Below are 26,204 nucleotides of genomic sequence, written 5' to 3'. Positions count from 1 at the left end.
GGGAGAGGACCATGACAGTCGCAGAGGAACGGGAAGAGCGCATCCGCCAGCGTGCCTATGAGGTCTGGGAGAAAGATGGAAAACGTCACGGAAACCATGAACGGCACTGGCAGCAGGCCGCTGACGAAATCGACAAGGAGACCTCGAGGGGTTCGGCGGGGGGCGAAAGCGGCTTGGCGTCGGACCTCCAACCGGGCCAGGTGCAACCGGGCGGTGGACCGGGCCACGGCGCGGCGAGCATTGGAAACGACGGCAACATGGAAGCGAGGAGCTCAGGGCGAAGCGGCAGCGCTGCCGGACGGCGTAGAAAGGGCAGCAAAGACGCCGCCGATCCGGGCACGATCGGCTAACATTGGACCTCTCGAACATCGTCGGTCTGCGTAGAATTTAATTCGATGATCTCGATGCAGGCTCCAGGACCCCGGATGTGGAGACGGCGTATCGCGGTGTCGGACTAGCCAAGTCTGGTGCCTTCTTCGCTAAGCGCCAGGCGCGAGTGACGCAGCAATGAGTGGTTACGCCGATTTTGGCGTACTCTGCTTTCTGTGGACTTTCACATCCCATGGGCACGGCCACGTTTTGATTGACGTGCGCCCTTCGGGCGATGAATGTTGTGGAACACCTCTCCGGCTTCGCGGTTAGAGCGCTTTCCGCCCTGCGTCAAAACCGGAGAAACCCGATGCGAATCATGAAAATAGCCGTTGCCGCAGCCTTCCTCGCCGGTGCGCCATATGTCTACGCGCAGCAAATCTCGTCCGAGGAGTTCGTGACCATGGCCGCGAGCTCCGACATGTTCGAAATTCAATCGAGCCAGCTCGCCATGCAAAACAGCAAACAGGACAGTGTGCGCCAGTTCGCCGAAATGATGGTGGCCGATCACACCAAGGCCAGCCAGGAACTGAAGGCGGCCGCAGGAGAAGCCAAGATCACGGTTCCCACGCAAATGGTCGAGAAGCACGCGGCCGAGTTGGAGAAGCTCAAGAATGCGCAGGGCGAACAGTTTGATGCGGCCTATGCACAGGCTCAGCTCGCGGCCCACCAGGAGGCGTTGAAGCTGCTGCAGAGTTATGCCCAGGGCGGGGATAGCGCACCTTTGAAGGCGCATGCGGCGAAGACGGCGCCAGTCGTCCAAGGGCATCTTGAGCATGCTCAGAAGCTCGGCGGGGGATAGGACTAGTTTTCCGGGTCATTATCCGTACGGGTTGCGATGCCTCGGACTATTTGGTCCTGTTGAAGAACCTCTCGTCGAGATTCCGCTGATTGACCCAGCGTGAGAAAACGAACGAACCCTTCCGGTAAGGGGGGCGTTAGATTCCCAGGAACTGTTCCGATCACCGCGCGCCGGCGTGATCGAGCAGGTGCAAAACCCATGAGGAGAAGCGCGGGTTCAAGAGACTGCGGGACATTGGTCAGTGACGGCAATCTCTCAACTGTTTAATGACAGGCGGCTAAGGACCGCCGGTCCCGAACCCTCGATCTAGCGGCCGCACGGCATTATTGGAGAAAGATAAGGAATCCACCGCGCCCCCACAAATGGAGGCGATCAGCAAGCGCTCGGGGTTTCCACCGACATGTACTTAACGGAGGGTTCAGGATGTGCCTATCGAACAGAAGAGTTCGGGGCCGCTCTCGTTTGTCAGGCGAATTGAGGAATTGACCGGCCCGGACAGTTCTTCATTTTGCCCGAAGTTCACTCCGCCTCTGGCGGAGCAACGCAGCCGGAGGCCAACGCGCTAATTGCTCCGGAAGTCAAGCATGCTTTCTGTGGGCGATCATGCGGTCTTGAGGGTAGGATCGCGGCCCCGCAACCAATTTTAGAAGTGCGTGGATGCTCCCCTTTTTGGCTCGAGCGATCGCATAATGTATCGTCCGGAACGGCGGGATTGCTGGCGGCGCAGTTCTTCTCGTCATCGCCTTCCCACGATGAGGGCATAGAGGTGCGATTAAGATTGGCCGACGGCACGGGCATCCAGCACTTCAATTCTGGCTCGGCGTACTCGATGATGCAGCCGGGCGACGAATCAGCGGCGCGCCAGCCTGATGCTTCGATGACCGCTACATGAAAGCGCCTGTCTGGTGGCATCATCCGGTGTTTTCCGGTGACCATTCCGTGACGGTGGAATGGCGTATTACGAGTTCGCCGCTTATCGGATTCCGGCTCGGCGGCAAAGAAGGCGTTTCCAACTGCTGCGTGACCAAGCTTACGGTCCTTTCCACAATAGCATCAATGGGCTGTCGGAACGTCGTGAGCGAGTAGTGCGGCCATCGCGCCAACGCCACGTCGTCAAAGCCGGCAACAGCGACATCCTCCGGTACGCGCAGTCCGGCGCTTTCCCTCAGCGCGTCCATGCCGCCCGCTGCAAGAATATCATTGGCGAAGAAGATCGCATCCGTCTGCTCCCCGCGTGCGATTTCAAGCGCCGCCCGATGACCCGCCTCGTAGCTGTATTCCCCGGCGGCGACGCAGTGGATGAGCCGCATCCCAAGTTCCGCCACCCGTGTCACGAAGGCGTTTTGCCGTTCGAGATTGGTGGAGGTATGGGGCAGACCGGCGACATAGGACACCCGGTGCCTGCCAAGCGAATGGAAGTGATCGGCAATGGCGCGAGCGCCCTCAACGTTGTCGCAGCTGACGGAGGTGAGGGGAAGATCGGGAATGGTACGGTTCACAAGGACGGCGGCCCGTCCATCGGCTGCCCATTGCACTGAGGCGCCGGACAGCACGGTAGCTGAGATGATGATAACTGCGTCGACATTGTACTGCCGCAGTGCGACGAGCTGCTCTTCGATATTGGATCCGCGAGTGATGTTGAACATCAAGCTTTGGAGCCTGACCCGCTGCAGTCCGCGCGAGAGTTTTTCGATCAGCGTCGGATAGAACGGGTTCTGCATCTCGGAAACGACGATCCCGGCGATATTGCTGCGCCGAGTCGAGAGCATGGACGCAATCGCATTCGGCTGGTAGTCGAGTTCGCCGGCGGCCTTGAGAATCCGTTGCCGAAGCTCGGGCGATATCGAGCTTCCTGGCGTGAAGGCCCGTGATACTGCAGACTGGCTCACACCCATCAGCCGGGCGAGCTCACGCGCCGTCAGCGGTTTGGCTCGAGGCGAGGCTATCTTGTCATCGGCATTGTTCATCATCACTCCCCGTCGTGTTCTTGCCGCACGACCTGCAGCAGCGTGAGCAGTATATCGCATAAACACGCATCCGGATGCAAATCGGCACTTGCATACGGATGCAATGTTCCCTAGCCTTGCTTTAGAAGGCGGGTGGAGGAGCCGGTCTTAGTCTTGCGTACGCTTGCCTTTGGGAGGAGCTATGAGGGGCGCTTTCAGCCATCTGCGGGTGGTCGACTATTCCGATACATTGGCGGGGCAGTACTGCGCCCGGTTGTTTGCGGACTATGGTGCGGCGGTGATGCTGGTGGAGGGGCCGGAGGGTTCGCCAATCCGACGTTCTGCGCCATTTTCGCGAAGTGGGGACTCGCTTCCTTTTTTCCACTTCAATTCCGGAAAGAGCTCCTATGTGCTTGATCGTGGCGATCCGGGAGCTCGCGACCAGCTCGACCTGATCCTTGCTGCGGCGGACGTGATCGTCCTTCCTCCGGAAGGAAATGCGGACGAAATAAGCCAGAGCAATCCCAATGCAATCGTTGTGCAGCCGAGCAGTTTTGGTGGCGACGGCCCGCGCGCGGAGTGGCAGGGGCCGGAAATCGTCCTCCAAGCCTTGTCGGGCATGATGCACAACAATGGCGCTGCCGATCGGGAGCCGCTGTTTGGGACCGGGAACCGCGCCGGAGTGGCGAGCGGTATCGGCGCCCATATCGGCGCCTTGGTGGCTTTGTATGCGCGTGAGGAGACCGGGCACGGTCAGGTCGTCCGCATCGACGCGGCTGAGACCGCCGCATCTATGTGTTTCCCCTATGTGATGCAGTATATCTACAATGGAACGACCAGGCAGCGGACAGAACAGGCTGTGCAGGCGGGGCAGGTCCTTTGCCGTGACGGCTGGGTTTGCATCTGGATCTATAATTTCCGGTGGCGCGCCTTGCTGGAAGCGCTTGGCCTGCCTGAACTGGAACACGACGAACGCTTTGCCGATCCCGCCAACCGCCGCGCTAATTGGGACGCACTGTTTTCTATCTTCCAGTCGAGGGTGGCTGAGATGGCAGCCGAGGATCTGGTGGAGATCCTCCAGAAGGCGCAAGTCATTGCAGCCAAGGCATATCGGCCGTCCGAGCTGATCAGGAGCCGCCACCTCGTCGAGCGAGGGTACTGGGAAACACTGGACGGTCGGACCATTCTCGGGGCGCCGTTCCGTCTGTCGGCGACGCCGCGCTGTGTGCGTAGCCTCGCTCCCCGCCTCGGCGATGCAAATGCCCGTTATGAAGACAGCGCTCATTTGCCTTCGGAGCGCTCGTCCGCTTCGGGCCCCAAGGGCCGTCCCTTGGAAGGGTTGCGCGTCATTGAGCTGACCACCGCATGGGCAGGTCCGATGGCCGGACGAGTGCTGGCCTATTTTGGCGCCGAGTCGATTCATGTGGAAGCGCCGAACAGGGTCAATTCCTGGCGCCTCAACAAGGACGAGCCCAACCCGATCAACTTCCCTGCACGACAGCCCGGTGAGCGCTGGTACGACCGGTCGTTCCTGTTTAACTCTCAAAATGTCAACAAACTCAGCTGTATTCTCAATCTGAAGACCGAAGAAGGCCGGGCAACGCTGCGTCGGTTAGTGTCGGTCGCGGATGTGTTGATCTGCAATTTTCGGCCAGACACCCTTAAGAAGCTCGGTCTCGACTATGACGCTCTGAAAGCGATAAAGCCGGACATCATCGTCGCCGAACTGCCGGCCTTTGGTACAAAGGGGCCGATGTCCGGCTATGCGGCCCTCGGCCCGACCATGGAAATGGCAGCGGGCATGTCAGCGATGATCGGCTATCCGGGCGGCCGGCCGGAGGTGACCGGTCCGTCCTATCTGGATCCAATCGGCGGGTTTAACGCTGCCGCAGCGATCCTCACGGCGCTTATCCACCGCCAGAGGAGCGGCGAGGGCCAGTATGTCGAGGTTCCGCAGGTCGAAGCGGCGATGCACCTGATCGGCCCCGAAATCCTTCTTGCCAGTGAGACGGGGCAGGACCCGGCACCAAGTGGTAATCGCGTCAGCTTTGCCAGCCCGCATGATGCTTTTCCCACTCGGGGCGAAGACCAGTGGATCGTCATCGCGGCACTTGACGAGGGCCAATGGCAGAGCCTGTGCCGGATCATGGGCCGGCCGGAGCTTTCGGCGGATCCGCGCTTTTCCGACCTGGAGCGGCGGCGCGTCAATGAAGATGAACTCAACAGGCTAATTGCTGCCTGGACGGCGGGCGAAGACAAGCATGAACTGGCTGCGCGGCTGCAGGCTGCCGGAGTGGCGGCGGCGCCGGTGCAAACGCCCCGGGATCTAGCGGAAGATCCATATCTCGCCTATCGCGGTTTCTTTACGGAACTTCAGCACCCTGACGCGGGGCGGCACAAACATCCGGGCCTGCCGATCCATCTCAGCGACACCCCGGGGGCGCAGCTGTCGTCGGCCCCGCCTTTTGGCTGGCATAACCGGCACGTTCTGGAACGCATCATCAAACTTCCGCCTGATCAGATCGCCGCCATAGAGAAAAGTGACGCCATGGCGACCGAACCGCTACAGGGAGCGTGAGCATGGGTCAGCCGACGCAATTTTTCCCGCGCTGCTTCGATGTCCGGATCCTCCTCGACGACGCGCCCCGGTACAAGGGAACGATCCATGACGATGCCGTCGCCCGGGCCCGCGGATACAAGGCCGCGCTCATTCCCGGCGCCTTTGTTTATGGTCACATCAGCCGGGTGGCGATCGACAGCTGGGGTGCCGATTGGGCCGACCGGGGCGCCATGTCGGCGCGTTTCCGCAAGCCTGTCTACAATCATGACGAGGTGACGGTTTCAGCCGGACCACTTGCTGACGACGGAGTGTTTCAGCGCAGCATGGTCAGCGTCCGTAATGGGGACGGCGAGGAGGTGGCGACCGGGTGGGTCGCGCTGGCTCACGAACCGGTTTCGCCACCGGATCCGGCTCGATTGCAGTTGCTTCCACCACCGGAAGATCCACCTGCTGTGAGCCCCGGCGAAATTCAGGCGGGCGCGCCGCTCAAAAGCCGTGAGCGGGTCCTCTCGGCCGCAGACTTCATGACCTCGTTGTCGGCCTTTGCTGAAACGCACCCGATCTACGACGACATCGGTTTCGTCCATTCCGGGATGCTGATGCGCACGGCCATGGGGGACGTCAATTCAGGCTGGAAATTCCCGGCGGCCGTCGTCCTGGTCGAAGTGGAAACGCAGCATTTCGAGAGAGTCTATCCAGGTCAGTCGATCCGCACGGCCGGCCATGTGGCCGAAACCTTCGAACGCAAGGGCAAACAGTACCTCGTCACCGAGGAGGTTCTTCTCGCCGACGGTCGACCTGCTGCGCGGTTCAGGAGGACGCAGATCTATGGCTGATCAGTTGAGCCGGACGGTGACGGGCCTGGTGGTATCCTATGCAACGACGGTGCGGCACGAGGATATCGCCCGTTTCGCGGCGCTGAGCGGCGACGACTACGAGGCGCACACGGACGCTGAAGCCATGGCCGGATCCCGTTTCGGCGGCATCATTGCCCACGGCGCGCTTCTGGTGGGTTATATGTCGGCAGCCGGTACCAAGGCGATCCGGGAGGCGCGGTTGCGGGGAAACACCACGATCCCGGTTTCGCTCGGCTATGATCGGCTGCGCTTCGTAGCGCCGGTCTATCCCGGCGATATGTTGACCATCACCTATGGCGTAACGGAGATCGATCTCGAACGGCAGAGGTCCGTTGCCGATATCGAGGTGACCAACCAGTCCGGCACCGTAGTGGCTGTCGCCGAACATCTGATGAAATGGCTGCGATCATGAAAGCGCTCTCCACAGTATTGCTTGCATACGGATGCAAAGCCTGTATCCTGACGGCCGGTTTGGAGGACGGCGTCGCGGGAGAGGCCCTGCTCCGAAGTGGGAGGTTTCGAATGAACGCATCTTTGTCGCGCATGCGTGCGCCACCGCTGTGGCTGCCATGACGGAGCGCAGACCGACAGAACGGCGGCAGACTTTCGCGTGGTTCACCGCCGTATCGCTGCGATGGAACGACATCGACATCTTCGGGCATGTCAACAACGCCCGCTATTACGAGTTCTTCGACAGCACCGTGCTTGGCTTCCTCCATCAGAGGGAACTGGGGCTGGGCAGGGATGGCGGGGCAATGGTGGTGGTCGAGAATGGCTGCCGATATCATCGCGAAATCATCTTTACGGACCGGCTCGAGATGGGCCTGCGAGTAGAGAGTATCGGGACCTCCTCGGTGCGATACAGACTTGCCGCGTTCCTCAACGGGTCGAATGAGGCGGCGGCCGACGGCCATTTCATTCACGTGTTCATCGATGCCGCCAGCAAGCGACCCGCGCCGTTTCCGGCGCCGCTTCGGGCTCATCTTGAATCGATCTTGACCCTACCAGCCTGAGGAGTAACCCATGGGTAGAGCGTCCGTGATCAAATCCGTCGAGGCATTCCAGGTCGCCTGGAACGCGGACGATCCGCCGGGGCGGCGCAGTGCCATTGTGCGGGTCACCACCGAAGAGGGGCTTGTCGGGTACGGCGAAGCGTCGCCGATGTTCGGCGGAGAGCATTCGCTTTGGGTGATACGCGATGCCGCGGCGTCGCTGATCGGCGCAGATGTTCTGGATCACGCCGTCATCTACGACCGCCTGCTGCACCGCTACGTCAAGCTCGGTCCGGAAGGCGCGGTAACCGGCGCGCTCGCGGCGCTCGACATCGCACTCTGGGACATCAAGGGCAAGCTCTCCGGTCTGCCGGTGTACAAGCTTCTGGGCGGTGCGTGGCGTCAAGAGGTGCCGTTCTATTCGTCAATCGGGGGCAATGCCAATCGCAGCGTCGACGAGACCGTCCGGGTGGTAGAACGGCGCTTCCAGGCGGAGCAGCCGGCAGCAATCAAGATTCGCTGGGACGGTGACCGCACCCGGCAGGACTATGACATCCCGGGTGACATCGCCAAGGCAAAGGCCGTGCGGCAGCTGGTGGGTGAAACGTTCCCGCTCGCGTTCGACGCCAACAACCAATATTCCGTTGGCGGAGCTATTCGGGTCGGACGAGCTCTCGAAGAACTGGGCTATGTCTGGTTCGAGGAGCCGGTGCAGCACTACGACGTGAGGGCCATGGGCGAGGTGGCGCAGCGGCTCGACATCACCGTATCGGCGGCTGAGCAGACCTATACCACACAGGCATTGGTCGACATCATCAATGCGGGCGTGCGCATGGTCCAGCCGGACATCGTCAAGATGGGAGGTATCACCGGGCTCATGCAGTGCGCGGCCATTGCTTATGCCCACGGAGTGGAACTGGTGCCTCACCAGACACAGCCGACAATCGGACACACGGCCAACCTGCATGTGCTCGCGACGATCATGCATCTCACCAAACCGGCGGAATTTGCCGACCCGGACACACGCATGCATCCGGCTTTCCGCAATCCGCCCAAGCCGGTTGACGGCAAGTTCGCGATCCCGATCGGCCCGGGCCTCGGGTTGGACGTGATAGATGAGGAACTGGAGGCGCGCCGTGTTGCCTAGGCATTTCACAGCAAGGAGGGCTGCCAGGCACGCCGGAGACTGCATCGCGCCGTAGGGCGTAACCGTGATGGCGCAGGCGAGGGGCCGGCGCCGCATACAAGCTGGGAGGAGGAACCCATGGCTTTGACAAGACGCAATTTCCTGGAACTGGCCGCGGCCACCACGGCACTCTCGGCGGTTGGCATCGGCGCTGCCCGGGCGCAGGATATCGATACCTTGCGGATGGGCATTGCAGCCAATGGTCCACGCCACTCCGATCCGAACCTGACGACCCAAGGATCGGACAACTGGGCCACAGAACAGATATACGAGCAGCTGGTGCGCCCGGAAGATGGTCGGTTCGCGCTCACTCCGGATGAATACCTGCCGACGCTGGCCACCGAATGGACGCAGTCAAATGACACCAAGGAGTGGACCTTTAAGCTTCGTCAGGGCGTGCAGTTTCATCGCGGCTACGGCGAGATGACGTCAGACGACGTTGTCTTCTCCTTTGAGCGAGCTATGAAGGAAGGAACCAATCGCACCATTCTGTCAAACATCGACAGTGTGGTCGCGAACGGTCCTTACGAGGTGACCATTCATCTCAAGCAACCGGACGTAAACCTGCTCGGTACCTCGATCTTCAATAACAACACGTCCATCGTCTCGAAGAAGGCCTATCAGGAAATCGGAGCGGAGAAGTTTGCCACTGACGCGGTGGGAACCGGACCTTATGAACTGGTGAAGTTTGATCCGGAAACCGGAACGAGCCTCAAGCGCCACGAAGGTTACTGGGGCGAAAAGGCAAAGATCGCCAGGGTGGAATGCGTTTACATCGCCGATACCACGGCGCGGACGCTGGCGCTGCTTTCGGGCAATGTCGACATCATCGAGGCGGTGCGGGCACCCGGATGGATCGATTCCATGCTGCAGCGCGACTCGACTCTCAAGATCGACATGACATCACCGGGCTCATTCAACACGCTGCATGTGAACCTGACCCGTGCACCCTTCGATAACCTCAAGGTCCGCCAGGCCTTGATGCATGCACTCGACCGGACCGCGATAGCCCAGGCGCTCGCACCCATGGGAGGCACGATGGCAGGCCTGCAGCCTGATTTCTTCCCCGCCGGCTTCAAGACTGAGGACCTGCCACCGGAGCTGCAGTATCCATACGATCCGGAAAAGGCCAAGGCGCTGCTTGCGGAAGCGGGGCATCCCAACGGCATCAGTTTCGACGCGCTTTGCAGCCAACGCGAGGATTATTCCTCGACCATGCTGATCGTTCAGGAGCAACTGCGTCTTGCCGGCTTCAACATGAACCTGAAGATCATGGACCACACTGCTTACCACGCAGCGAACCGCTCGGATCAGAACACGCTGGCAATGCATTCGTCGAGCTATCCACCCATCCCGACGCAGATCTATTTCCAGCAGCTGGCGAAGGCATCGGAGGTCAAGGCGGATGGTTCCGGGGGCGGCAACTACAGCCATTACGGGGCTGCCATGCCCGGTATCGACGACAAGCTCGCAAAGGCTTTGCAGGCGACGGACTACGATAGCTACCTTGCGCTTTGTAAGGAGATCGAGTTGCAGGTTCTGCGTGACCTTCCCTTGATCGGCCTGTCCTCTCTCGGCTTCACGGCGGTCCGCGCCGCCCGCGTCGATCTCGGCTACCCTGTCCAAAGCGGCTATGCACGGTGGCGTTTCCATCGCGCGACCAAGACGGCCTAGTGCTTCCTCAACAATCCAGGGATCTTCGCCTCGGCGAAGATCCCCAATCTGGGTGATCCGTGTGGCCCGCTACATCCTTCTTAGAATGGCCGACGCAGTTCCGACGCTTTGGTTGGTGCTGACGCTTGTCTTTATCACGATGCGAATTCTGCCCGGAGATCCAGCGCTTGCAGCACTCGGCGATGCGGCTCTGCCAGAGCAGTTGGCGGAATTCCGCGAGCGCATGGGTCTGAACGTACCGCTTTGGCAGCAGTATCTGAATTTCCTCGGTGGCGTATTGACCCTCGATTTCGGACGATCGCTCCTGTCCAATACGCTGGTGGTCACCCTGATCGCACAGAACCTTCCTTACACGATAGAACTTACCGTCGCGGCGATGTTGATGGGGATTGTCGCGGGCATTCCGCTCGGGGTGCTCGCCGGCACCAACCGAAACAAAATCCCCGATACGGGGGTGCGTGTTTTTTCGCTGATCGGCTACGCCATCCCCGACTTCTTCCTGGGTGCCGTCTTGCTGATCACTTTCTCGCTCAATCTTGGATGGTTCCCGATCAACGGTGCCGGCACGGATCTGGCAAGCCGTATCCACCACGTCTTTCTTCCGGCACTCACGCTTGCCTTCGTCAAGGCGGCCTTTCTTGGTCGGCTGACCCGCACCAGCCTGCTCGAAGTGCTCGGGCGGGATTACGTGCGCACCGCCCGGGCCAAGGGGGCGAAGGAGAGCAGGGTGATCTACCGGCACGGCCTGCGAAACGCTCTCCTGCCGATCTCGACAGGGCTCGGGCTCAGCCTCCTGTCGACACTTTCCGGATCTGTCGCCATCGAGCTGGTGTTCAACCGGCCCGGCATTGGCCGTTTGCTGATCGATGCCATTGCCCAGCGCGATTATGCCGTGATCCAGGGCGGGGTTCTGGTTTTTGCCGGCTTCGTTGTACTCATCAATCTATTGATGGACCTAGTCTATGTTGTTGTCGATCCACGCGTGAGGGTGAAGTAAGATGTCGCTCTTTACGGAAGAAGCCCTCCGCGTTCCGGCTGTTGAGCCAGGCGTCTTCACTAAGGTCAGAAAGATCCTCTTCGGCCGGGCCGAGACTGCCTTTGCTACCGCGATCATCGTGGTGTTCGTCCTGGTCGCGCTGTTGGCCCCTTGGCTGGCGCCTTACGATCCGTTGGCCCAGTCGATCATCAAGATCAATCGCCTGCCCAGCCAGGACAACTGGCTTGGGACTGATCAGTTCGGGCGCGATGTGATGAGCCGGCTCATCTATGGATCGCGCAATTCACTGCTTTTCGGCTTCATCTCTCCGGTCCTGGCGGCGTTGTTTGGTACGATACTCGGCGTAATTGCCGGATATTTCGGCGGTATCGCCGACCGCCTGATCTCCCGCCTTATCGACCTGCTGCTGGCGTTTCCGGAGTTGCTGCTTGCGATCTTGATCGCTGCGGTACTGGGTGGCGGCTTCTGGAACATCATTGCGGTGATCACGGTGGCCTTTATTCCAGGCTTTGCGCGTGTGGCCAGAGCCCAGACGCTATCGATAAAGCAGGAGCCTTATGTGGAAGCGGCAATCGCTGTGGGCGTCCGCACACCCGTCATCATCATCAGGCACGTCATCCCCAACATCATGGCGCCGATCGTCGCGCTGATGACGCTTTGGGTCGCGTCGGCAATCCGCATCGAAGCCTCGCTAAGTTTCCTCGGTATAGGTACCAGAGCCCCCAATCCGAGCTGGGGCAACATCATCCGTGACGGGCTCAACAGCCTTTTCGGCTCGCCGTGGCCAATCATCGGGGCGGGTATCGCCATCACGCTAGTGGTGCTGGCCTTCAATCTGGTCGGCGATGCCATCCGCGATGCGCTCGATCCGTCGACGGCACGATAGGAGAACGGCATGAACGCGATAAGTACGATGGGGGAACGCATTCTTCCCGTTGGCGGACCTGAACCACTGCTGTCAGTGCGTAACCTGAAGACCTCGTTCCGGACCCAGCAGGGCTGGACCGAGATCGTGAAAGGGATTGATTTCGATGTCGGGACAGAAGAGACGCTGGCAGTCGTGGGCGAGTCGGGATCGGGAAAATCGGTGACGGCGCTGTCGATCATGCGTCTGCTCGACCCCGAGATGAGCCGGATCGAGGGATCCGTTAAGCTGGCCGGCCAGGATCTGCTGAAGCTCAGCCCGGCCGCCATGCGCAAGATCCGGGGCCGGCAGATCGGAATGATCTTCCAGGAGGCGATGACAAGCCTCAATCCGCTCCAGACGGTCGGTCAGCAGATTGCCGAAGTGCTGACCATCCATGGCACGCATTCAGGGCAGGCAGCGATGAAGGAAGCCGAGCGCCTGCTTGAGCGCGTTCGCATCCCTGCCGCGTCCTCACGTCTCAAGGACTATCCCCACGCCCTGTCAGGCGGCATGCGGCAACGCGTGATGATTGCCATGGCGCTCGCCTGCAAGCCGAACCTTTTGATCGCCGACGAGCCGACCACCGCGCTCGACGTAACGATCCAGGCCCAGATTCTGCAGTTGATCAAGCAATTGCAGAAGGAGGAGGGCATGGGGGTTCTGTTCATCACCCACGACATGGGCGTGGTCGCGGAGATTGCTGATCGTACCGTGGTGATGTTGCAGGGCAGCGCGGTCGAATCCGACAGCACCGCGGTGATATTCGAAGCCGCCCAGAACCCCTACACCCGCGCGCTTATTGCCGCTGTGCCGCGACTGGGTCAGGGCAGCGATAGGGGGCCGCAGCATTTTCCGGTGCTCGACCGTGCCACCGGAACGGTAGTCGCCAGCCGCGAACGACCGGACACTGTGCGCAAGGGAGACCCGGTGCTGCGGGTCAACGAACTCGTCAAGCGGTTTGATATTGCCGGCGGATTGTTTTCCGGCCCCGCGGGCCGTGTGCATGCAGTGGAGAAGGTGAGCTTCGATCTAAGGGCCGGCGAGACGCTGTCGCTGGTGGGAGAATCCGGGTGCGGCAAGTCAACGACCGGGCGTGCCATCATGCGGCTGGTCGAGCCGGACAGCGGTGAAATCAGTATAGATGGCACCGACATCAGAGTGCTTGACAGGCATCGCATGCGTGACATGCGGCGGCATATCCAGATGATATTCCAAGACCCATATGCCAGCCTCAATCCGCGCATGCAGGTGGGTGATGCTATTGCTGAGCCCTTCCTCACTCACAGGCTTGGCACCAGGGCACAGGCTCGTGACAAAGCAATGGACCTCCTCGAAAAGGTAGGATTGGCCACCGAGATGGCCAGTCGCTATCCGTCGCAATTCTCCGGCGGGCAAAGACAGCGCATCTGCATTGCCAGGGCCCTTTCCCTGGAACCGAAAGTGATCGTCGCAGATGAAAGCGTGTCGGCGCTCGACGTCTCGATCAAGGCCCAGGTGGTCAATCTGATGATGGATTTGCAGGAGCAGTTCGGACTGTCCTACCTGTTTATCTCTCACGATATGGCGGTCGTTGAGCGCATCAGCCATCAGGTCGCGGTGATGTATCTGGGGGAGATTGTCGAGAAAGGGCCGGTCGCCGCCGTCTTCGGTAATCCGCAGCACCCCTATACCCGGCGCCTGATGGCTGCTGTTCCAGTGCCCGATCCGGCGCGCCGGAAGCAATTGCGGCCAGTTAACAACGACGAGGTTAGGAGCCCGATCCGCCCGGTCGATTATACCCCGCCGGTGAGAACATACCGGCAAGTTTCGCCTGGTCACATTGTCCAGCTTTGGGGCGATGACTGGAAGATCTAGGAGGTCCTGCTTCGGCAGTGAGGATAGAGGCGCAGCTTTGACGCTAGGCCGCAGAAGATTCGGTCAGAAAGGACTGTCACATGACGTATCAGGCTTTGGTGACCACGCGCGGAGAAGACGGAAGCATATCCTCAAGGGTCGAAACCTTGGGTGAGGATCGTCTTCCCGAGGGCGATGTGACCGTTGATGTGGAATGGGCAGGGCTCAACTACAAGGACGGACTTTGCCTCACAGGTGGCGGGGGGCTCGTGCGGACCTACCCCCATGTGGCGGGGATCGACTTCGCCGGCACGGTGCGCGACAGCCTCGACCACCGCTACAAGCGGGGCGACCGGGTGGTGCTGACGGGGTGGCGCGTGGGCGAAACCCATTGGGGTGGTTACAGTCAACGAACCCGGGTCAAGGCCGATTGGCTCGTGCCCCTGCCGAACCGGCTTTCAACGCGGGATGCGATGACCGTTGGAACGGCAGGGCTGACCGCCATGCTGGCGATCGGCCGATTGGAAACGCTCGGACTCAACACCGAGGGCGGCGAAGTGCTGGTGACCGGAGCGGCCGGCGGAGTGGGGTCCATTGCCATCGCGCTTCTCGCCCGTTTCGGTTACCAGGGGGTGGCGCTCTCCGGCCGACCGGAACATTCGGAGGCTCTGAAGAAACTTGGCGCCACGGCGGTCGTGGCGCGCGAGGAGTTTCTCGCTCAGTCGGATAAACCGCTGGAATCGGCGCGTTGGGCAGCCGTGATCGACAATGTCGGCGGCAAAATCCTCGGCAAGGTACTCAGGCAGGTGAAATACGGTGGTGCCATCGCCGCCGTTGGCAATGCGGCGGGCATCGGTCTCGAGACGAATGTCTTGCCCTTCATCCTGCGCGGGGTGACGTTGAGCGGTATCGACAGCGTCATGCAGCCGTATGCTGCGCGGATTGTCGCCTGGGATCGCATCGCCAAAAACTTTGATCTTGCTGCCTATGGCGGACTTGTAGAGGAAGTCGGCCTTGCCGGTCTGCCCGAAGCGGCAATCCGAATTCTCGCGGGACAGGTGAGGGGCCGGGTCATCGTGCCGCTCGCGTAAGGCAAAGGCGCATACCGACGGCTCATGTCTTCCTCTGCAAGTTCGTTCCCATCCAGGCCCGCATATTCGCTGGGCATAAAGGACACCCATAGCTATCACCCATCTGAAGCGCGGCAAGCCCGATACGCTGGGCGACGAAGAGAACACCCAGGTACGCTCAGTGGTCGAAGGCATCCTCAGCCATATCGAGATGCGCGGCGAGGCTGCGATACGCGAATTGTCGGCCAAATTCGACAAGAATATGCCGGTGTGGTTCCGCCTAGATGGCCGCCTACCGGCACTGCGATGGAGTGGGATAGTGTCCATCAAGTAATAAGTGGACACTATGGCGGTATCTGATGTCAGGAAGTGGCGAAGCGGCGAAGCGCGATCGACGAAACTGGTCCGCTGGAAAAGAAATGGCGAATTGTCGAAGAAGCGCAGCTTCCCGGCAGTTCGATAGCGGAGGTGACGCGCCGGCGCGGGGTCAACAGCAACCTGCTTTTCCGCTGGATACGGGCCAGCCGGGGCCGGAAAGCTCGATCACAGGCCGGCTTCCTTGTGCTTCTGCCGCAACCCACCCTGGATTCCGATCGGCGTGTTGGGACGAGGCGATGACAAAGGACCTGCGATGACAATATCGGTCGCCCCCTCTGCGGCCGTTCCCCGGGGGAGAGTTCGGCGAAGCCAAAATCGGTGTTGCCGGCCAAAGGGCCGACATTGGACGAGCGTCCCGAGCGGGCAATCCGGGCTTTGGCCCTCGGAAAAAGAACTATCTCTTTAGCGGCTCAGACACCGACGGTGAGCGTGCCGCCGTCATGTGTTCCCCTCAGTTGTTGACGCGCGCGAAAGCGGCCTCGTAGCGGCTTTCCTTCTCGGCCCAGCGTTGGAAAGAAACACGTCGCACGAGAATCTCCTCAGCATCTGGGTTGGCCTCGAGCAGAGCCATCGTTTCGGAAATGTAATCGGAGAGAGGCATGGCGTTGGGATCCGTCGCCTGGCTCGGATTTAGAAGTTCTGTCTGCAAATAGGGCGGCACGAGTTCAATAACCTGAACCGATGTGTTGCGCAGCTGTACCCGAAGGGTCTGTGAATAGGAATGGATGGCCGCTTTGGTCGCGCAGTAGGTCGGAGCAAGAGAGCGCGGGACGAAGGCCAGACCGGACGATACTGTGAGAACGGCGGCACGCGACGCCTTGAGCAAGTGAGGAAGGAGAGCGGCGGTCAACCGGATCGGCCCGAGCAGGTTGGTAGAGATCGTGGCCTCAGCCGTGTCGGTCTCTCCGGAAGTCAACTCCTCGGGCCGCATGATGCCGGCATTGTTGATGAGCACATTCAGCGATGGAAAATCGCGGGTCGCCTCCCGGGAGAAGGACTTTATGGCCGCCGAATCGGTCACGTCCAATTCTCGTGCTTCTATTCCGGGGTTCGCTTTGACCACAGCGGTGAGCTTCTTTGCATCGCGTCCGGTGATTACGACCTTGTTGTTTCTGGCGTGAAGGGCCTCGGCGAGCGCGCGACCGATCCCGCTGCCACCGCCCGTAATGAGTACGGTATTGCCTGTGAGCTTCATGATGCACTCCTGAGTTTCGGACCTACGGATACTCTCCGTCGGCTCTATGCGCCTGCCTCATCCTTCAAAACACGTGCCTAATCCTACACAATCGTCCCCTTTGCACCTTGCCGAGCCCGAGGTGTGGTCGTAAAAAGATGCCTTATTCTAGTTGGAGCCGGTCATGTTTGCTCACGCGCTGACGAGCCGCGTCCTCGCCTACGCCGATCAACAGTCGATAGGGAATGAGCCCTTTTGTACGGATATTCCTGGCCTGCTCGTCGCACGCCACTTCCGGCCGACGGACCTCACGCCCGTGCTCTACAGGCCAATCTTTTGCCTCGTGCTGCAGGGTGCCAAGCAGTCGTCACTGGGGGACGAGATGGTTACCTTCTCGCAACGGCAGTCGATCATCGTTGGCCTTGATTTGCCGACCTATGCGAGCGTCGTCGACGCATCAAGGCAGCGTCCCTACGTGGCGCTGGCTCTGCAGATTGACATCACCCTGATCAAAGAACTGGCCGCTGAGATCGACGATTTCGGAGGTGAAGATGCGCGTGCCCGTGACGGAAAAGGGCGGGTCAGTGCGATTGCGGCGGGTGAAGCTGACGAGGCCGTCGTGAACGCGATGGAACGTCTGTTCGGATTGCTCGACAAACCGGCCGCCGCGGCAATCTTGCGCCCATTGCTTATGCGCGAGATTCACTTCTGGCTTCTATCAGCGAGCCATGGCGCTCTGCTTCGTCAGCTCGCCCAGGCGAATAGTCATGCTGCTCGGATATCAGAGGCCATTATCCACATCCGACGCACTTACGCCGAACCGTTGCGGATTCCCGAACTTGCGCGCGCAGTTGGAATGAGCGAGTCGGCCTTTCACCAGCATTTCAAAGCGATCTGCGGGACCACCCCTCTTCAATTTCAGAAGCGCCTGCGTCTTATCGAGGCGGCACGTCTGATGAAATCTGAGAACCAATCCGTGTCAGCCGCTGCAGTCTCGGTTGGATACGAAAGCCCAACCCAGTTCAGTCGCGAATTCTCGCGGATGTTTGGACTGTCACCTCGCGAACATCGATCATCTATCTCAATCGTGCATGGCGCCTCCGCACGTCCAGCTGCGCCTGCCCACATGCGTGGGCAGGCAGATCTCTCGGTGTGATCGAGCGCGACACTCAGCTTTGCAGCTGACCAAACGGCATTTGTCGCGGTCGCTGTCCAGTCAGAGCAAAGATTGCATTCGCCACGGCGGCCCCAGTCATCGGCACGCCGATCTCGCCCGCGCCCGAGGGAGCTGCGCCCGATTCGATGATCTGCACCTCGATCTCCGGTATGTCGCCAATTCGCAGGGGCTCGTAGTCATAGTAGTTGCTTTGCTGAACTTCGCCGGCCGCGATTGTGATGCGCTCTTGCAAATGACCTGAAAGGCCAAAGATGATGCCGCCCTCGACCTGCGCTACAAGGTTTTTCGGGTGGATCGCAACGCCAGGATCGACCGCGGCCCAGAAGCGATGCACACGAACTCGTCCTGTCTGGCCGTCGACCGAGACTTCTGCAACGCCGGCCGCCCGGGTGTTCTTGTAGCCCGCGAACGACAGGCCATGTGCTCGCCCTTGCGGTGGCGTGCCGAACTTCGACATGGTGACGACGGCATCAAGCACTCGCATTCCTCGTTCGCTGTTCTTCAACAGGCGGCGCCGAAAGCTTACGGGATCAGCCTTCGCCGCCGCCGCTAGCTCGTCAACGAAGCATTCCCTGGCGAACATGTTCGGACCCCAGCCGATACCGCGCCACGCCGCGACGCGGGCGCGGCGATCGGCAATGACATGCTCGGCAAGGAAATCTGGTATCGCGTAATCCTTGCTTTCGGTGCCTTCCATAACCAGGAAGTCCCGGTTGTTTGCCTTCAGCCAATTGTCCGGCATGGAGAATTGCAGAATTGAAGCGCTGACAACACGATGGTACCAGGCCGTCACATTGCCATCGCCATCCAGGGCCGCTTCTAGCCGATGGGCCGTGGCAGGGCGAAACCAGCCATTCTTGACGTCGTCCTCTCTGGTCCACATCAGCTTGACGGGCCGCTTGAGCTGTTTTGAGAGCAGGAGCGCGTCGCGCAGCAGATCGCGTGCAAAGAAGGTGCGGCGGCCAAATCCGCCACCCATCTGCATGGCATGGAAGCGGATGCGGTCAGGTGTCGTTTGCAGCACGCCCGCCGCGATCCCGATCGAAACGGTTTGGCTTTGCGTGCCGAGCCACACCTCTGCGCCCTTACCGTCCTCATCGACGGAGGCAACCGCCGCGAGCGGCTCCATCTGCGCATGATAGACATATTCGGTGCTGTATTCGGCGCTGATGACGCGGTCGCTTGAACCCACTGCGCCGCGAGCATCGCCGCGGGTTTCCCATTCGAAGGCTTCGCGCGCAGGATCGGCCGCAGCGGCTGCGAGCTCTTTCAGTTCAGCGGCGCTGTCAGTCGATCGAAACGGAGAGGTTGTGCTCCATTCCACCGTCAGCAGCTCGCGGGCGGCGTGCGCCGCTTCCCAGGTTTCTGCAACCACAGCAACGGCATTGCGCAAAGGAATGATATCGATCACGCCCGGAACCACTCGCGCTTCAGTGTCTGCCGTGACGGAAGGAGTCTCGCCCTCGACCGGCGCGAGCAGTTCGGTGGCATAAACCATCCCTGGCAGGCGCACATCGATCGAATAGGTGATTGCTCCGCGTGTTTTCTCGGGGACATCGAGGCGTTCCACATCGCGGCCGATCAAGCGCCATTGCTCACGTGGTTTCAGGTCAGTGTCGGTGATCGCTGGCACGTCTGTGATGAGCTGGGGGAGGGCCACGACCTCACCGAAGCTCATCCGGCGGCGGCTTGGGCCGTGAACGACAAAGCCCGGCTCTGTGGTCACTTCGCCAACAGGAACGCGCCATTCCGCCGCTGCGGAATGGATGAGGACGCGGCGGGCGGTTGCGCCGGCACGGCGCATCGTGTCGTAGTACCCTGCAATCGAGAGACTTCCAGCCGTATAAAGAATGTTGTTAATCAGCGGATTGCCGTACATCGCGGGGGCTCCCTGATCGACTTGCTGGGCGTCAACCATCGACCAGTCGGCATCCAGTTCCTCGGCGAGCACCATCGGTAGTGAGGTCGAAACCCCTTGGCCCATTTCTCCTGAGGCGTAGCGGATCGCCACTCGGCCATTGCCGGCAATGTTCACCCACGCATTGATCTCGGAGCGGCTGAGGTCCTGAGCCTCGGCCGGATCCCGGAACACAGAGACAAGGCCACCACCGAGGACGGCGAAGCTCACAGCGCCCGAGGTAGCGAGAAAAGCTCGGCGGGAGAGTTTCGGTTCATGGTGAGTCATCGTCAGCCCTCCTGCGCCGCACGTTCGATCGCCCGCACGATGCGCGGATAGGTGCCGCATCGGCAGAGGTTTGGAGCCATGCCGTCGATGATCTCCTCGCGCGACGGCGTTGGTGTGGTCGCAAGCAGCGCTGCGGCGCGCATGATCTGCCCGGACTGACAATAGCCGCATTGCGGCGCTTGCTCCGCGATCCACGCTCTCTGCAGAGGATGCTCGCCATTGGGCGAAAGACCCTCAATGGTCGTGATTTCGTGTCCTACGGCCGCTTCCAGCGCCAACTGACACGCGAAGGTTGCCTCGCCGTCGACGTGAATGGTGCAGGCCCCGCACGAGCCTACGCCGCAGCCGAATTTTGTTCCGGTGAGGCCGAGATGTTCCCGCAGCACCCACAGGAGGGGCGTTTGCGGATTTGCATCGGTCTCGACAGTTCTTCCGTTCACCAAAAGGCTTGCCATCGGTGCATCCTCCTTGAGTTCGCATTTCGCTCCCGCACCCGGTCGACGCCGAAGCGCGATGGATCAGGGGGACCGCACTCAGCGCGCGGTCAAAAAATCGACCAGCGATCGCCGCTGCGCCTCGTTTGTCACTCTGACGGTCATCGTCGTTCCGGGAACGAGCTGGCGCGGGTTGGCGAGGAAGCGAGCCAAAGTGTCCGCATTCCACATCACCTTGGAAGAACGCAGCGCCGGCGAATACCGGACGCCCTCAACGCTGCCGGCCATTCGCCCATTGACCCCGGCAAGCGACGGCCCAGTCCGGTTCTGCCCGGCTTCAACCGAATGACAGCTTCCGCAGCGTTGGCGGAACAGGCGTGCGCCGTCGGTCTCCTGGGCTTGGCTTTCGGATGCGAGCACTATGGAGATTGAGAATGCAGCGAGTGCGGCGCGCCGTAGAATTCGCGAGCGGAGGTGGGGCTGACTGCGACGCTCAGACTTGGCGTTCGAACGGGCGAGCGGGCGCACTCCGCTGCCGCCGAGAGTATTGCGAAATATACTTCCTGTGACCTTCATAGCAACTCCCACAAACCATTCAGGAGTCATAGCTTGCCGCAATCTGGTCTGCCTGCCTCATTCTTCAGAAGATGTGCCTAATCCTCCAGGATTGGGCCCCTACCGTCTTGCCACTGCGGCGGAATCTCTCTATCGGCTTGCCTTTTCTGGTCTAAATCGGGCGCGTTCTTGCCGGAACAGCGGCCGGGCGTTGTGGCAATGCATTGCGATGGCGATCTGCAAAGCGTTCGGGCGCCGAGTATCACCCGACCGAACTCGGCTGCACGTCGGGATGAACCATCTACGAGAGGAGGCGGCGCAACGTGTCCGGCCAAGCAGTTGCAATTGTCGTTCACGAAGGGGTCCAAGCGCTGGATGTGGCGGGGCCTGTGGACGTGTTTACCGAAGCGAACAGCTACCTCGATGCCTCTGATCAATATAAGACCGTCCTTGTCGCCGCCGACCGCAATGCTCTGCGCGCCTCGAATGGGATGCGATTGCTGGGCGACGTGACTTTCGACGAGGCGAGCGGTGGCTTCGACGTCATCCTCGTCGCCGGCGGCCCGGCGCTACCGGTGGCGGCGCCTGATCCGCGTTTGGTTGATTGGGTCAGAGGTGCGCCGTGGCACTCGAGTGTTTACGGCTCGATCTGCACGGGAGCGTTCGTTCTCGGCCATGCTGGCCTGCTCGACGGGCGGCGGGTCACGACTCATTGGCAGGATGCGCAGGCCCTGGCGGCGAAGTTCCCCAAGGCGGAGGTGGAACCGGATTTGATCTACGTCCGTGATGGGCGCCTCATCACTTCCGCTGGGGTGACGGCAGGAATTGACCTGGCCCTGGCCCTGGTCGGGCAGCGGCATGGCGCGGAGGTGGCGCTCAAGGTCGCCAAGCGACTCGTCGTGGTCGCCCAACGTCAAGGGGGACAGTCGCAGTTCAGTCCCTACCTAAGTGCGCCTGCCGATCCGGCCTCTCCGATTGCGCGGGTCCAGGATCACGTGATGGCCAACATCGGAGACCGTCACGCGCTGCAGTCTCTTGCTGAAGCAGCCAGGATGAGCACTCGGAATTTTGCACGGCATTTCGTCCACGAAACGGGAATCACACCGCACGAATTCATCGAGCGTGCTCGTATCGATGCGGCGCGCATGAAGCTTGAGGGAAGCGACCTGCCGTTGAAGGCGGTGGCCTACGACTGCGGCTTCGGCTCGGCGGACCGGATGCGGATCGTATTCAACGCGCGTCTTGGCGTAACGCCGGCGCAGTATCGGGCAAGTTTTCGCAAGCCGGAATCTGTCTAGCGTCGGGTACCCGCCGACGGACCGGACACATCGTGCGCAACGCGGGCGAAGAGCGAAGATAATTGCAGAGCAGCTCGCCTCGCGAGGCTGAAAAGCTGCGGTTGGCATGAAACGTCGTGCGGCTGGCCAGATACGCAGGATCACCGTTATTGCCCAGGAGCGGTGCACTGCGCGAGATATCGCGAGGTTCAACGCAGCGAAGTCCTCGGGAGAAATGATCCGTGCGTCCGCCCTTACCCCCGTTCACCGAAACAACCGCTATCGAGAAGGTCCGGCTCGCTGAAGACGCCTGGAACGGCCGCGATCCGGCCAAGGTAGCGCTTGCATACACCCCTGACAGTCAATGGCGTAACCGCGCCGAGTTCATTAATGGTCGCGCTGAGATCGAGGCGTTTCTGACGCGCAAATGGGCGCGAGAGCTCGACTATCGGCTGGTGAAGGAGCTGTGGGCATTCACAGGCAATCGCATCGCCGTGCGCTTCGCCTATGAGTTTCGTGACGACAGCGGCACCTGGTTCCGCGCCCACGGCAATGAGAACTGGAAATTCGACAACGATGGGCTGATGCGCCGTCGCATCGCCAGCATCAACGAACACCCTATTCAGCAAAGCGAACGGAAGCTCCTGTGGCCGCCCGGCCGCCGGCCTGCTGACCATCCGGGGCTCTCCGACCTCGGCTTCTGATCGAGAGCACGCCAACCCGCCATTCACCACGAAAGGAAACAATCGATGAGCGACACGCGACCTCTCATGACACACGCGACCGGCGCGCCGGTGGCCGATAATCTGAACATCATGACTGCCGGCGCGCGCGGACCGGCGCTGCTCCAGGATATCTGGCTGATCGAGAAGTTGGCCCACTTCGACCGCGAGGTGATCCCGGAGCGGCGGATGCATGCGAAAGGGTGGGGCGCTTACGGCACCTTCACCGTCACACACGACATCACCGGCTACACCAGGGCGAAGATCTTTTCGGAGATCGGCAAGCAGACGCCGATGTTCGCGCGTTTCTCGACCGTCGCCGGCGAGCGCGGGGCCGCCGACGCGGAGCGCGATATTCGCGGGTTTGCTCTCAAGTTCTATACCGAGGAAGGCAATTGGGACCTAGTCGGCAACAATACGCCCGTGTTCTTCTTCCGGGATCCCCTGCGCTTCCCCGATCTGAACCACGCGATCAAGCGGGACCCGCGCACCGGCCTGCGGTCGGCGGACAGCAACTGGGATTTCTGGTCGCTGCTTCCCGAGGCCCTGCATCAGGTGACGATCGTGATGTCCGAGCGCGGCATTCCGAAGAGCTTCCGTCACATGCATGGCTTTGGCAGCCACACCTTCTCGATGGTCAACGCCGCCAATGAGCGGGTCTGGGTCAAGTTTCATTTCCGGACGCAGCAGGGCATCGAGAATCTCAGCGACGAGGAAGCGGCCGCGCTGGTCGCGAACGATCGCGAGACGCATGGCCGGGACCTACTCGATGCCATTGAACGTGGCGATTTCCCGCGCTGGACTCTGTTCATCCAGGTGATGACCGACGAGCAGGCGAAGGCCCACACGCATAATCCCTTCGATCTCACCAAGGTCTGGCCGAAGGCGGACTATCCGCTGATCGAGGTCGGTGTGATGGAGCTCAACCGCTGTCCCGATAATTATTTTGCCGAGGTCGAGCAGGCATCCTTCTCGCCGGCTCATGTCGTTCCGGGGATCGGCTTCTCGCCCGACCGGATGCTGCAGGCGCGGCTCTTCTCCTACGGCGACGCGGCGCGTTACAGGCTCGGAGTCAATCACCACCTCATCCCGGTCAACGCTCCGAAGTGCCCATTCCACAGCTATCATCGCGACGGCGCGATGCGCACCGACGGCAATCTCGGCGCCACGCCGAGCTACTGGCCGAACAGCAAGGGCGTGTGGATCGATCGCGATCCGCAGCTCGCCGAGCCGCCGCTCGAGTGGATGGGTGCCGCGGCGCACTGGGACCATCGCGTCGATGACGACCACTATGAGCAGCCCGGTATCCTGTTCCGCACGATGACGCCGAAGCAGCAGCAGCTTCTCTTCGAGAACACCGCTCGCGCAATGGGCGGCGCGCGCCTTGAGGTGAAGCAGCGCCACATCGGCAACTGCGCCAAGGCCGATCCCGCTTACGGCGCCGGTGTCGCGAAGGCGCTGGGGCTGACCTTCACAGCCGAGGCGGCCGAGTAATCGGCCGCTGCAACACACCACCATAATCCGCAAGACCTTCGCGTAGCCGCTCATCCGTCGCCGGAGGCTTGCCTGACAAGGAGACTATTTTCATGTCACAGATCATTGCCGGCATTCGCGTACCTGACAGCAACATCGCGCGTGCCGCTACTCAGCTCGTTCGCGACACAGAGGACGACCTGCTCTACAACCATAGCCGGCGCGTGTTCTTCTGGAGCGCGCTGACCGGTGAACGCAGAGGATTGAAGTACGATCCCGAGCTTCTGTACCTCGGCGCCATGTTCCATGACATGGGTCTCACCGAGAAGTATTCGAGCCCCGACCTGCGGTTTGAGGTCGACGGCGCCAACGCCGCGCGCGACTTCATGAAGAGCTACGGCGTCCCCGAGCGCGACATCGAGGATGTGTGGAGCGCGATCGCTCTACACACCACGCCGGGCATCCCCGAGCACATGCGGCCAACGATCGCGCTTGTGACGGCTGGCGTCGAAATGGACGTGCTCGGCATTGCTTATGATCAGTTCCCGCACGAACACCGGCATGAAGTTTGTGCGTGCCATCCGCGCGAGGAGAACTTCAAGGAAAACATCATCGATCACTTCTACGAAGGCATCAAGAAGAAGCCGGAGACGACTTTCGGCAACGTCAAGGCGGACGTCCTTGCGATCAAGGATCGGAATTATAAGCGGATGAACTTCTGCTCGATCATTCTTGGTTCCGCTTGGTTCGCCTAAGAATTGCCACGCAGGTCGTCCTATCGGCGTGCTGGCGGGACGGTCACAGTGCCGGCAACCGGCGATCCCACGTGGCCTGCATGCTCTTGACGTTATGAAGCATTTGCTCCATAACAGATATGGAGCAGTTGATCCATAATCGGAGATCGGGCATGGCGCGACCCCGCGAATTTGATGAGCAGGCTGTACTTGATGCCGCCAGCGACGTTTTCTGGGCGAAAGGTTACGAAGCCACGTCGACGCGCGACCTGAGCGCCAGAACCGGCCTGACGCCGTCCAGCATCTATGCGGCCTTTGGCGACAAGCGCCGGATGTTTCTGCGGGCGCTTGATCATTACCTTGGGCGGCTGCGAGAGAAGATGACCTCTCTCACGGCGACGCGCTCGCCGGGAGAGGCCATCACCGGCTTTTTCGAGGACACGATCAAGCGAAGTCTCGGCGACGCCTTGCAGCGCGGTTGCATGCTCGTGAATTCGGCACTGGAAGCCTCGCCCCAGGATCCGGATTTTCAAGCCGCCATCGCGTCCGAATTGAAGCTCATCGAGTACTTCTTCTTGGACCGGATTGAGGAAGGGCAGCGGCGGGGCGACATCTCGCCGGTGCATTCGGCAGAAGACGCCGCACGCCAATTGTTGGCGGTGCTGCTGGGTGTCCGCGTTCTCGCACGGGTTCGTCCGGAGGGTCCCCTTCTCAGGGGCGCTGTAAGCCAAACGCTCGCTTCGCTGGGACTGCCGCCGCTTATGGTGGCCGCCGGCACTTGATCCGCTCCCTGGTCCTAACCCTCTCTTCGGCAAGCCCGAGGAGAGCGCCGCGGCCCGCTTTTGTCACTTCGCAAACGCTGTTCGTCGACCGCGGCGGCTCGGTAGGCAGGACCGCCCACT

General features: G+C 61.0%; 24 protein-coding genes and 1 pseudogene. 19 read left to right on the top strand and 6 right to left on the bottom strand.

The annotated features are described in order from the left end of the window. The first annotated feature begins 11 nt into the window (after positions 1-11). Complete coding sequence (locus AC6CIG_RS18635) at positions 12-350, top strand: DUF2934 domain-containing protein (protein WP_498323366.1); 339 nt, start codon at positions 12-14, stop codon at positions 348-350. Positions 351-688: 338 nt separating this feature from the next. Then, complete coding sequence (locus tag AC6CIG_RS18630) at positions 689-1,171, top strand: DUF4142 domain-containing protein (RefSeq protein WP_498323365.1); 483 nt, start codon at positions 689-691, stop codon at positions 1,169-1,171. 2 nt (positions 1,172-1,173) lie between these two features. Here AC6CIG_RS18630 and AC6CIG_RS18625 read toward each other — a convergent pair. Both AC6CIG_RS18625 and AC6CIG_RS18620 read right to left on the bottom strand, forming a co-directional pair. Then, positions 1,174-1,295 (bottom strand): annotated as a pseudogene (locus tag AC6CIG_RS18625) (IS5/IS1182 family transposase); the annotation flags it as partial. Positions 1,296-2,082: 787 nt separating this feature from the next. Then, positions 2,083-3,138 (bottom strand): LacI family DNA-binding transcriptional regulator, encoded by a 1,056-nt coding sequence (locus tag AC6CIG_RS18620; protein ID WP_498323363.1) that lies wholly within the window; start codon positions 3,136-3,138, stop codon positions 2,083-2,085. Positions 3,139-3,319: 181 nt separating this feature from the next. On the opposite strand from AC6CIG_RS18620, the gene AC6CIG_RS18615 reads away from it, so the two are divergent. The 11 genes from AC6CIG_RS18615 to AC6CIG_RS18565 all read left to right on the top strand — a co-directional run bounded on the left by AC6CIG_RS18615 (position 3,320) and on the right by AC6CIG_RS18565 (position 15,811). Further along, a complete protein-coding gene (locus AC6CIG_RS18615; RefSeq protein ID WP_498323362.1) occupies positions 3,320-5,695 on the top strand; it encodes a CaiB/BaiF CoA transferase family protein in 2,376 nt (791 codons plus the stop codon). A gap of 2 nt (positions 5,696-5,697) precedes the next feature. Then, on the top strand, positions 5,698-6,513 hold the full coding sequence (locus tag AC6CIG_RS18610) for a hypothetical protein (RefSeq protein ID WP_498323360.1): 816 nt from the start codon (positions 5,698-5,700) through the stop codon (positions 6,511-6,513). Beyond that, complete coding sequence (locus AC6CIG_RS18605; protein WP_498323358.1) at positions 6,506-6,946, top strand: MaoC family dehydratase; 441 nt, start codon at positions 6,506-6,508, stop codon at positions 6,944-6,946. The genes AC6CIG_RS18610 and AC6CIG_RS18605 overlap by 8 nt, the downstream gene beginning before the upstream one ends. 157 nt (positions 6,947-7,103) lie before the next feature. Further along, a complete protein-coding gene (locus AC6CIG_RS18600; RefSeq protein WP_498323357.1) occupies positions 7,104-7,547 on the top strand; it encodes an acyl-CoA thioesterase in 444 nt (147 codons plus the stop codon). Between the two features lie 25 nt (positions 7,548-7,572). Beyond that, positions 7,573-8,673 (top strand): mandelate racemase/muconate lactonizing enzyme family protein, encoded by a 1,101-nt coding sequence (locus tag AC6CIG_RS18595; RefSeq protein WP_498323355.1) that lies wholly within the window; start codon positions 7,573-7,575, stop codon positions 8,671-8,673. A gap of 117 nt (positions 8,674-8,790) precedes the next feature. Continuing rightward, positions 8,791-10,386 carry an ABC transporter substrate-binding protein gene (locus tag AC6CIG_RS18590; protein ID WP_498323353.1) on the top strand — a complete coding sequence of 532 codons (1,596 nt, stop codon included), beginning with the start codon at positions 8,791-8,793 and terminating at the stop codon, positions 10,384-10,386. Positions 10,387-10,447: 61 nt separating this feature from the next. After that, positions 10,448-11,383 carry an ABC transporter permease gene (locus AC6CIG_RS18585; RefSeq protein ID WP_498323351.1) on the top strand — a complete coding sequence of 312 codons (936 nt, stop codon included), beginning with the start codon at positions 10,448-10,450 and terminating at the stop codon, positions 11,381-11,383. 1 nt (position 11,384) lies between these two features. Continuing rightward, entirely contained in the window at positions 11,385-12,269 is an 885-nt protein-coding gene (locus AC6CIG_RS18580) for an ABC transporter permease (RefSeq protein ID WP_498323350.1), read from the top strand. Between the two features lie 9 nt (positions 12,270-12,278). After that, positions 12,279-14,144 (top strand): ABC transporter ATP-binding protein, encoded by a 1,866-nt coding sequence (locus AC6CIG_RS18575; RefSeq protein ID WP_498323348.1) that lies wholly within the window; start codon positions 12,279-12,281, stop codon positions 14,142-14,144. A gap of 80 nt (positions 14,145-14,224) precedes the next feature. Next, positions 14,225-15,214, top strand: a complete 990-nt coding sequence (locus tag AC6CIG_RS18570; protein WP_498323347.1) for an acrylyl-CoA reductase family protein — start codon at positions 14,225-14,227, stop codon at positions 15,212-15,214. A gap of 348 nt (positions 15,215-15,562) precedes the next feature. Next, the gene (locus tag AC6CIG_RS18565; RefSeq protein WP_498323345.1) at positions 15,563-15,811 is read left to right on the top strand and encodes a transposase; all 249 of its coding nucleotides are present in this window, start codon (positions 15,563-15,565) and stop codon (positions 15,809-15,811) included. Positions 15,812-16,022: 211 nt separating this feature from the next. Here the strand turns inward: AC6CIG_RS18565 and AC6CIG_RS18560 are convergent, their stop codons facing one another. Beyond that, positions 16,023-16,766: an SDR family oxidoreductase gene (locus tag AC6CIG_RS18560; RefSeq protein ID WP_498323343.1), complete on the bottom strand. Its 744-nt coding sequence runs from the start codon at positions 16,764-16,766 to the stop codon at positions 16,023-16,025. Between the two features lie 163 nt (positions 16,767-16,929). Here AC6CIG_RS18560 and AC6CIG_RS18555 point away from each other — a divergent pair, with 163 nt between their 5' ends. Next, a complete protein-coding gene (locus tag AC6CIG_RS18555) occupies positions 16,930-17,901 on the top strand; it encodes an AraC family transcriptional regulator (protein ID WP_498323342.1) in 972 nt (323 codons plus the stop codon). Positions 17,902-17,914: 13 nt separating this feature from the next. Here the strand turns inward: AC6CIG_RS18555 and AC6CIG_RS18550 are convergent, their stop codons facing one another. The 3 genes from AC6CIG_RS18550 to AC6CIG_RS18540 all read right to left on the bottom strand — a co-directional run bounded on the left by AC6CIG_RS18550 (position 17,915) and on the right by AC6CIG_RS18540 (position 21,117). Further along, positions 17,915-20,107, bottom strand: coding sequence for a xanthine dehydrogenase family protein molybdopterin-binding subunit (locus AC6CIG_RS18550; RefSeq protein ID WP_498323340.1), 2,193 nt, complete (start codon positions 20,105-20,107; stop codon positions 17,915-17,917). A 2-nt stretch (positions 20,108-20,109) separates the two neighbouring features. Further along, complete coding sequence (locus AC6CIG_RS18545; protein WP_498323339.1) at positions 20,110-20,562, bottom strand: (2Fe-2S)-binding protein; 453 nt, start codon at positions 20,560-20,562, stop codon at positions 20,110-20,112. A 78-nt stretch (positions 20,563-20,640) separates the two neighbouring features. Next, complete coding sequence (locus AC6CIG_RS18540) at positions 20,641-21,117, bottom strand: c-type cytochrome (RefSeq protein ID WP_498323337.1); 477 nt, start codon at positions 21,115-21,117, stop codon at positions 20,641-20,643. 302 nt (positions 21,118-21,419) lie between these two features. Here AC6CIG_RS18540 and AC6CIG_RS18535 point away from each other — a divergent pair, with 302 nt between their 5' ends. From AC6CIG_RS18535 to AC6CIG_RS18515, 5 genes are all read left to right on the top strand, one after another. Continuing rightward, positions 21,420-22,394: a GlxA family transcriptional regulator gene (locus tag AC6CIG_RS18535; RefSeq protein ID WP_498323335.1), complete on the top strand. Its 975-nt coding sequence runs from the start codon at positions 21,420-21,422 to the stop codon at positions 22,392-22,394. Positions 22,395-22,615: 221 nt separating this feature from the next. Beyond that, on the top strand, positions 22,616-23,077 hold the full coding sequence (locus tag AC6CIG_RS18530; protein ID WP_498323333.1) for a nuclear transport factor 2 family protein: 462 nt from the start codon (positions 22,616-22,618) through the stop codon (positions 23,075-23,077). Between the two features lie 45 nt (positions 23,078-23,122). Then, on the top strand, positions 23,123-24,589 hold the full coding sequence (locus AC6CIG_RS18525; RefSeq protein WP_498323331.1) for a catalase: 1,467 nt from the start codon (positions 23,123-23,125) through the stop codon (positions 24,587-24,589). Between the two features lie 92 nt (positions 24,590-24,681). Continuing rightward, entirely contained in the window at positions 24,682-25,323 is a 642-nt protein-coding gene (locus AC6CIG_RS18520) for an HD domain-containing protein (protein ID WP_498323330.1), read from the top strand. Positions 25,324-25,475: 152 nt separating this feature from the next. Continuing rightward, positions 25,476-26,084, top strand: coding sequence for a TetR/AcrR family transcriptional regulator (locus tag AC6CIG_RS18515; protein ID WP_498323328.1), 609 nt, complete (start codon positions 25,476-25,478; stop codon positions 26,082-26,084). Positions 26,085-26,204 lie beyond the last annotated feature (120 nt).

The organism is Sinorhizobium sp. GQ132, assembly GCF_059758575.1.
The sequence above is the reverse complement of the archived record's forward strand: the minus strand, read 5'-3'. Positions and strand labels throughout refer to the sequence as shown.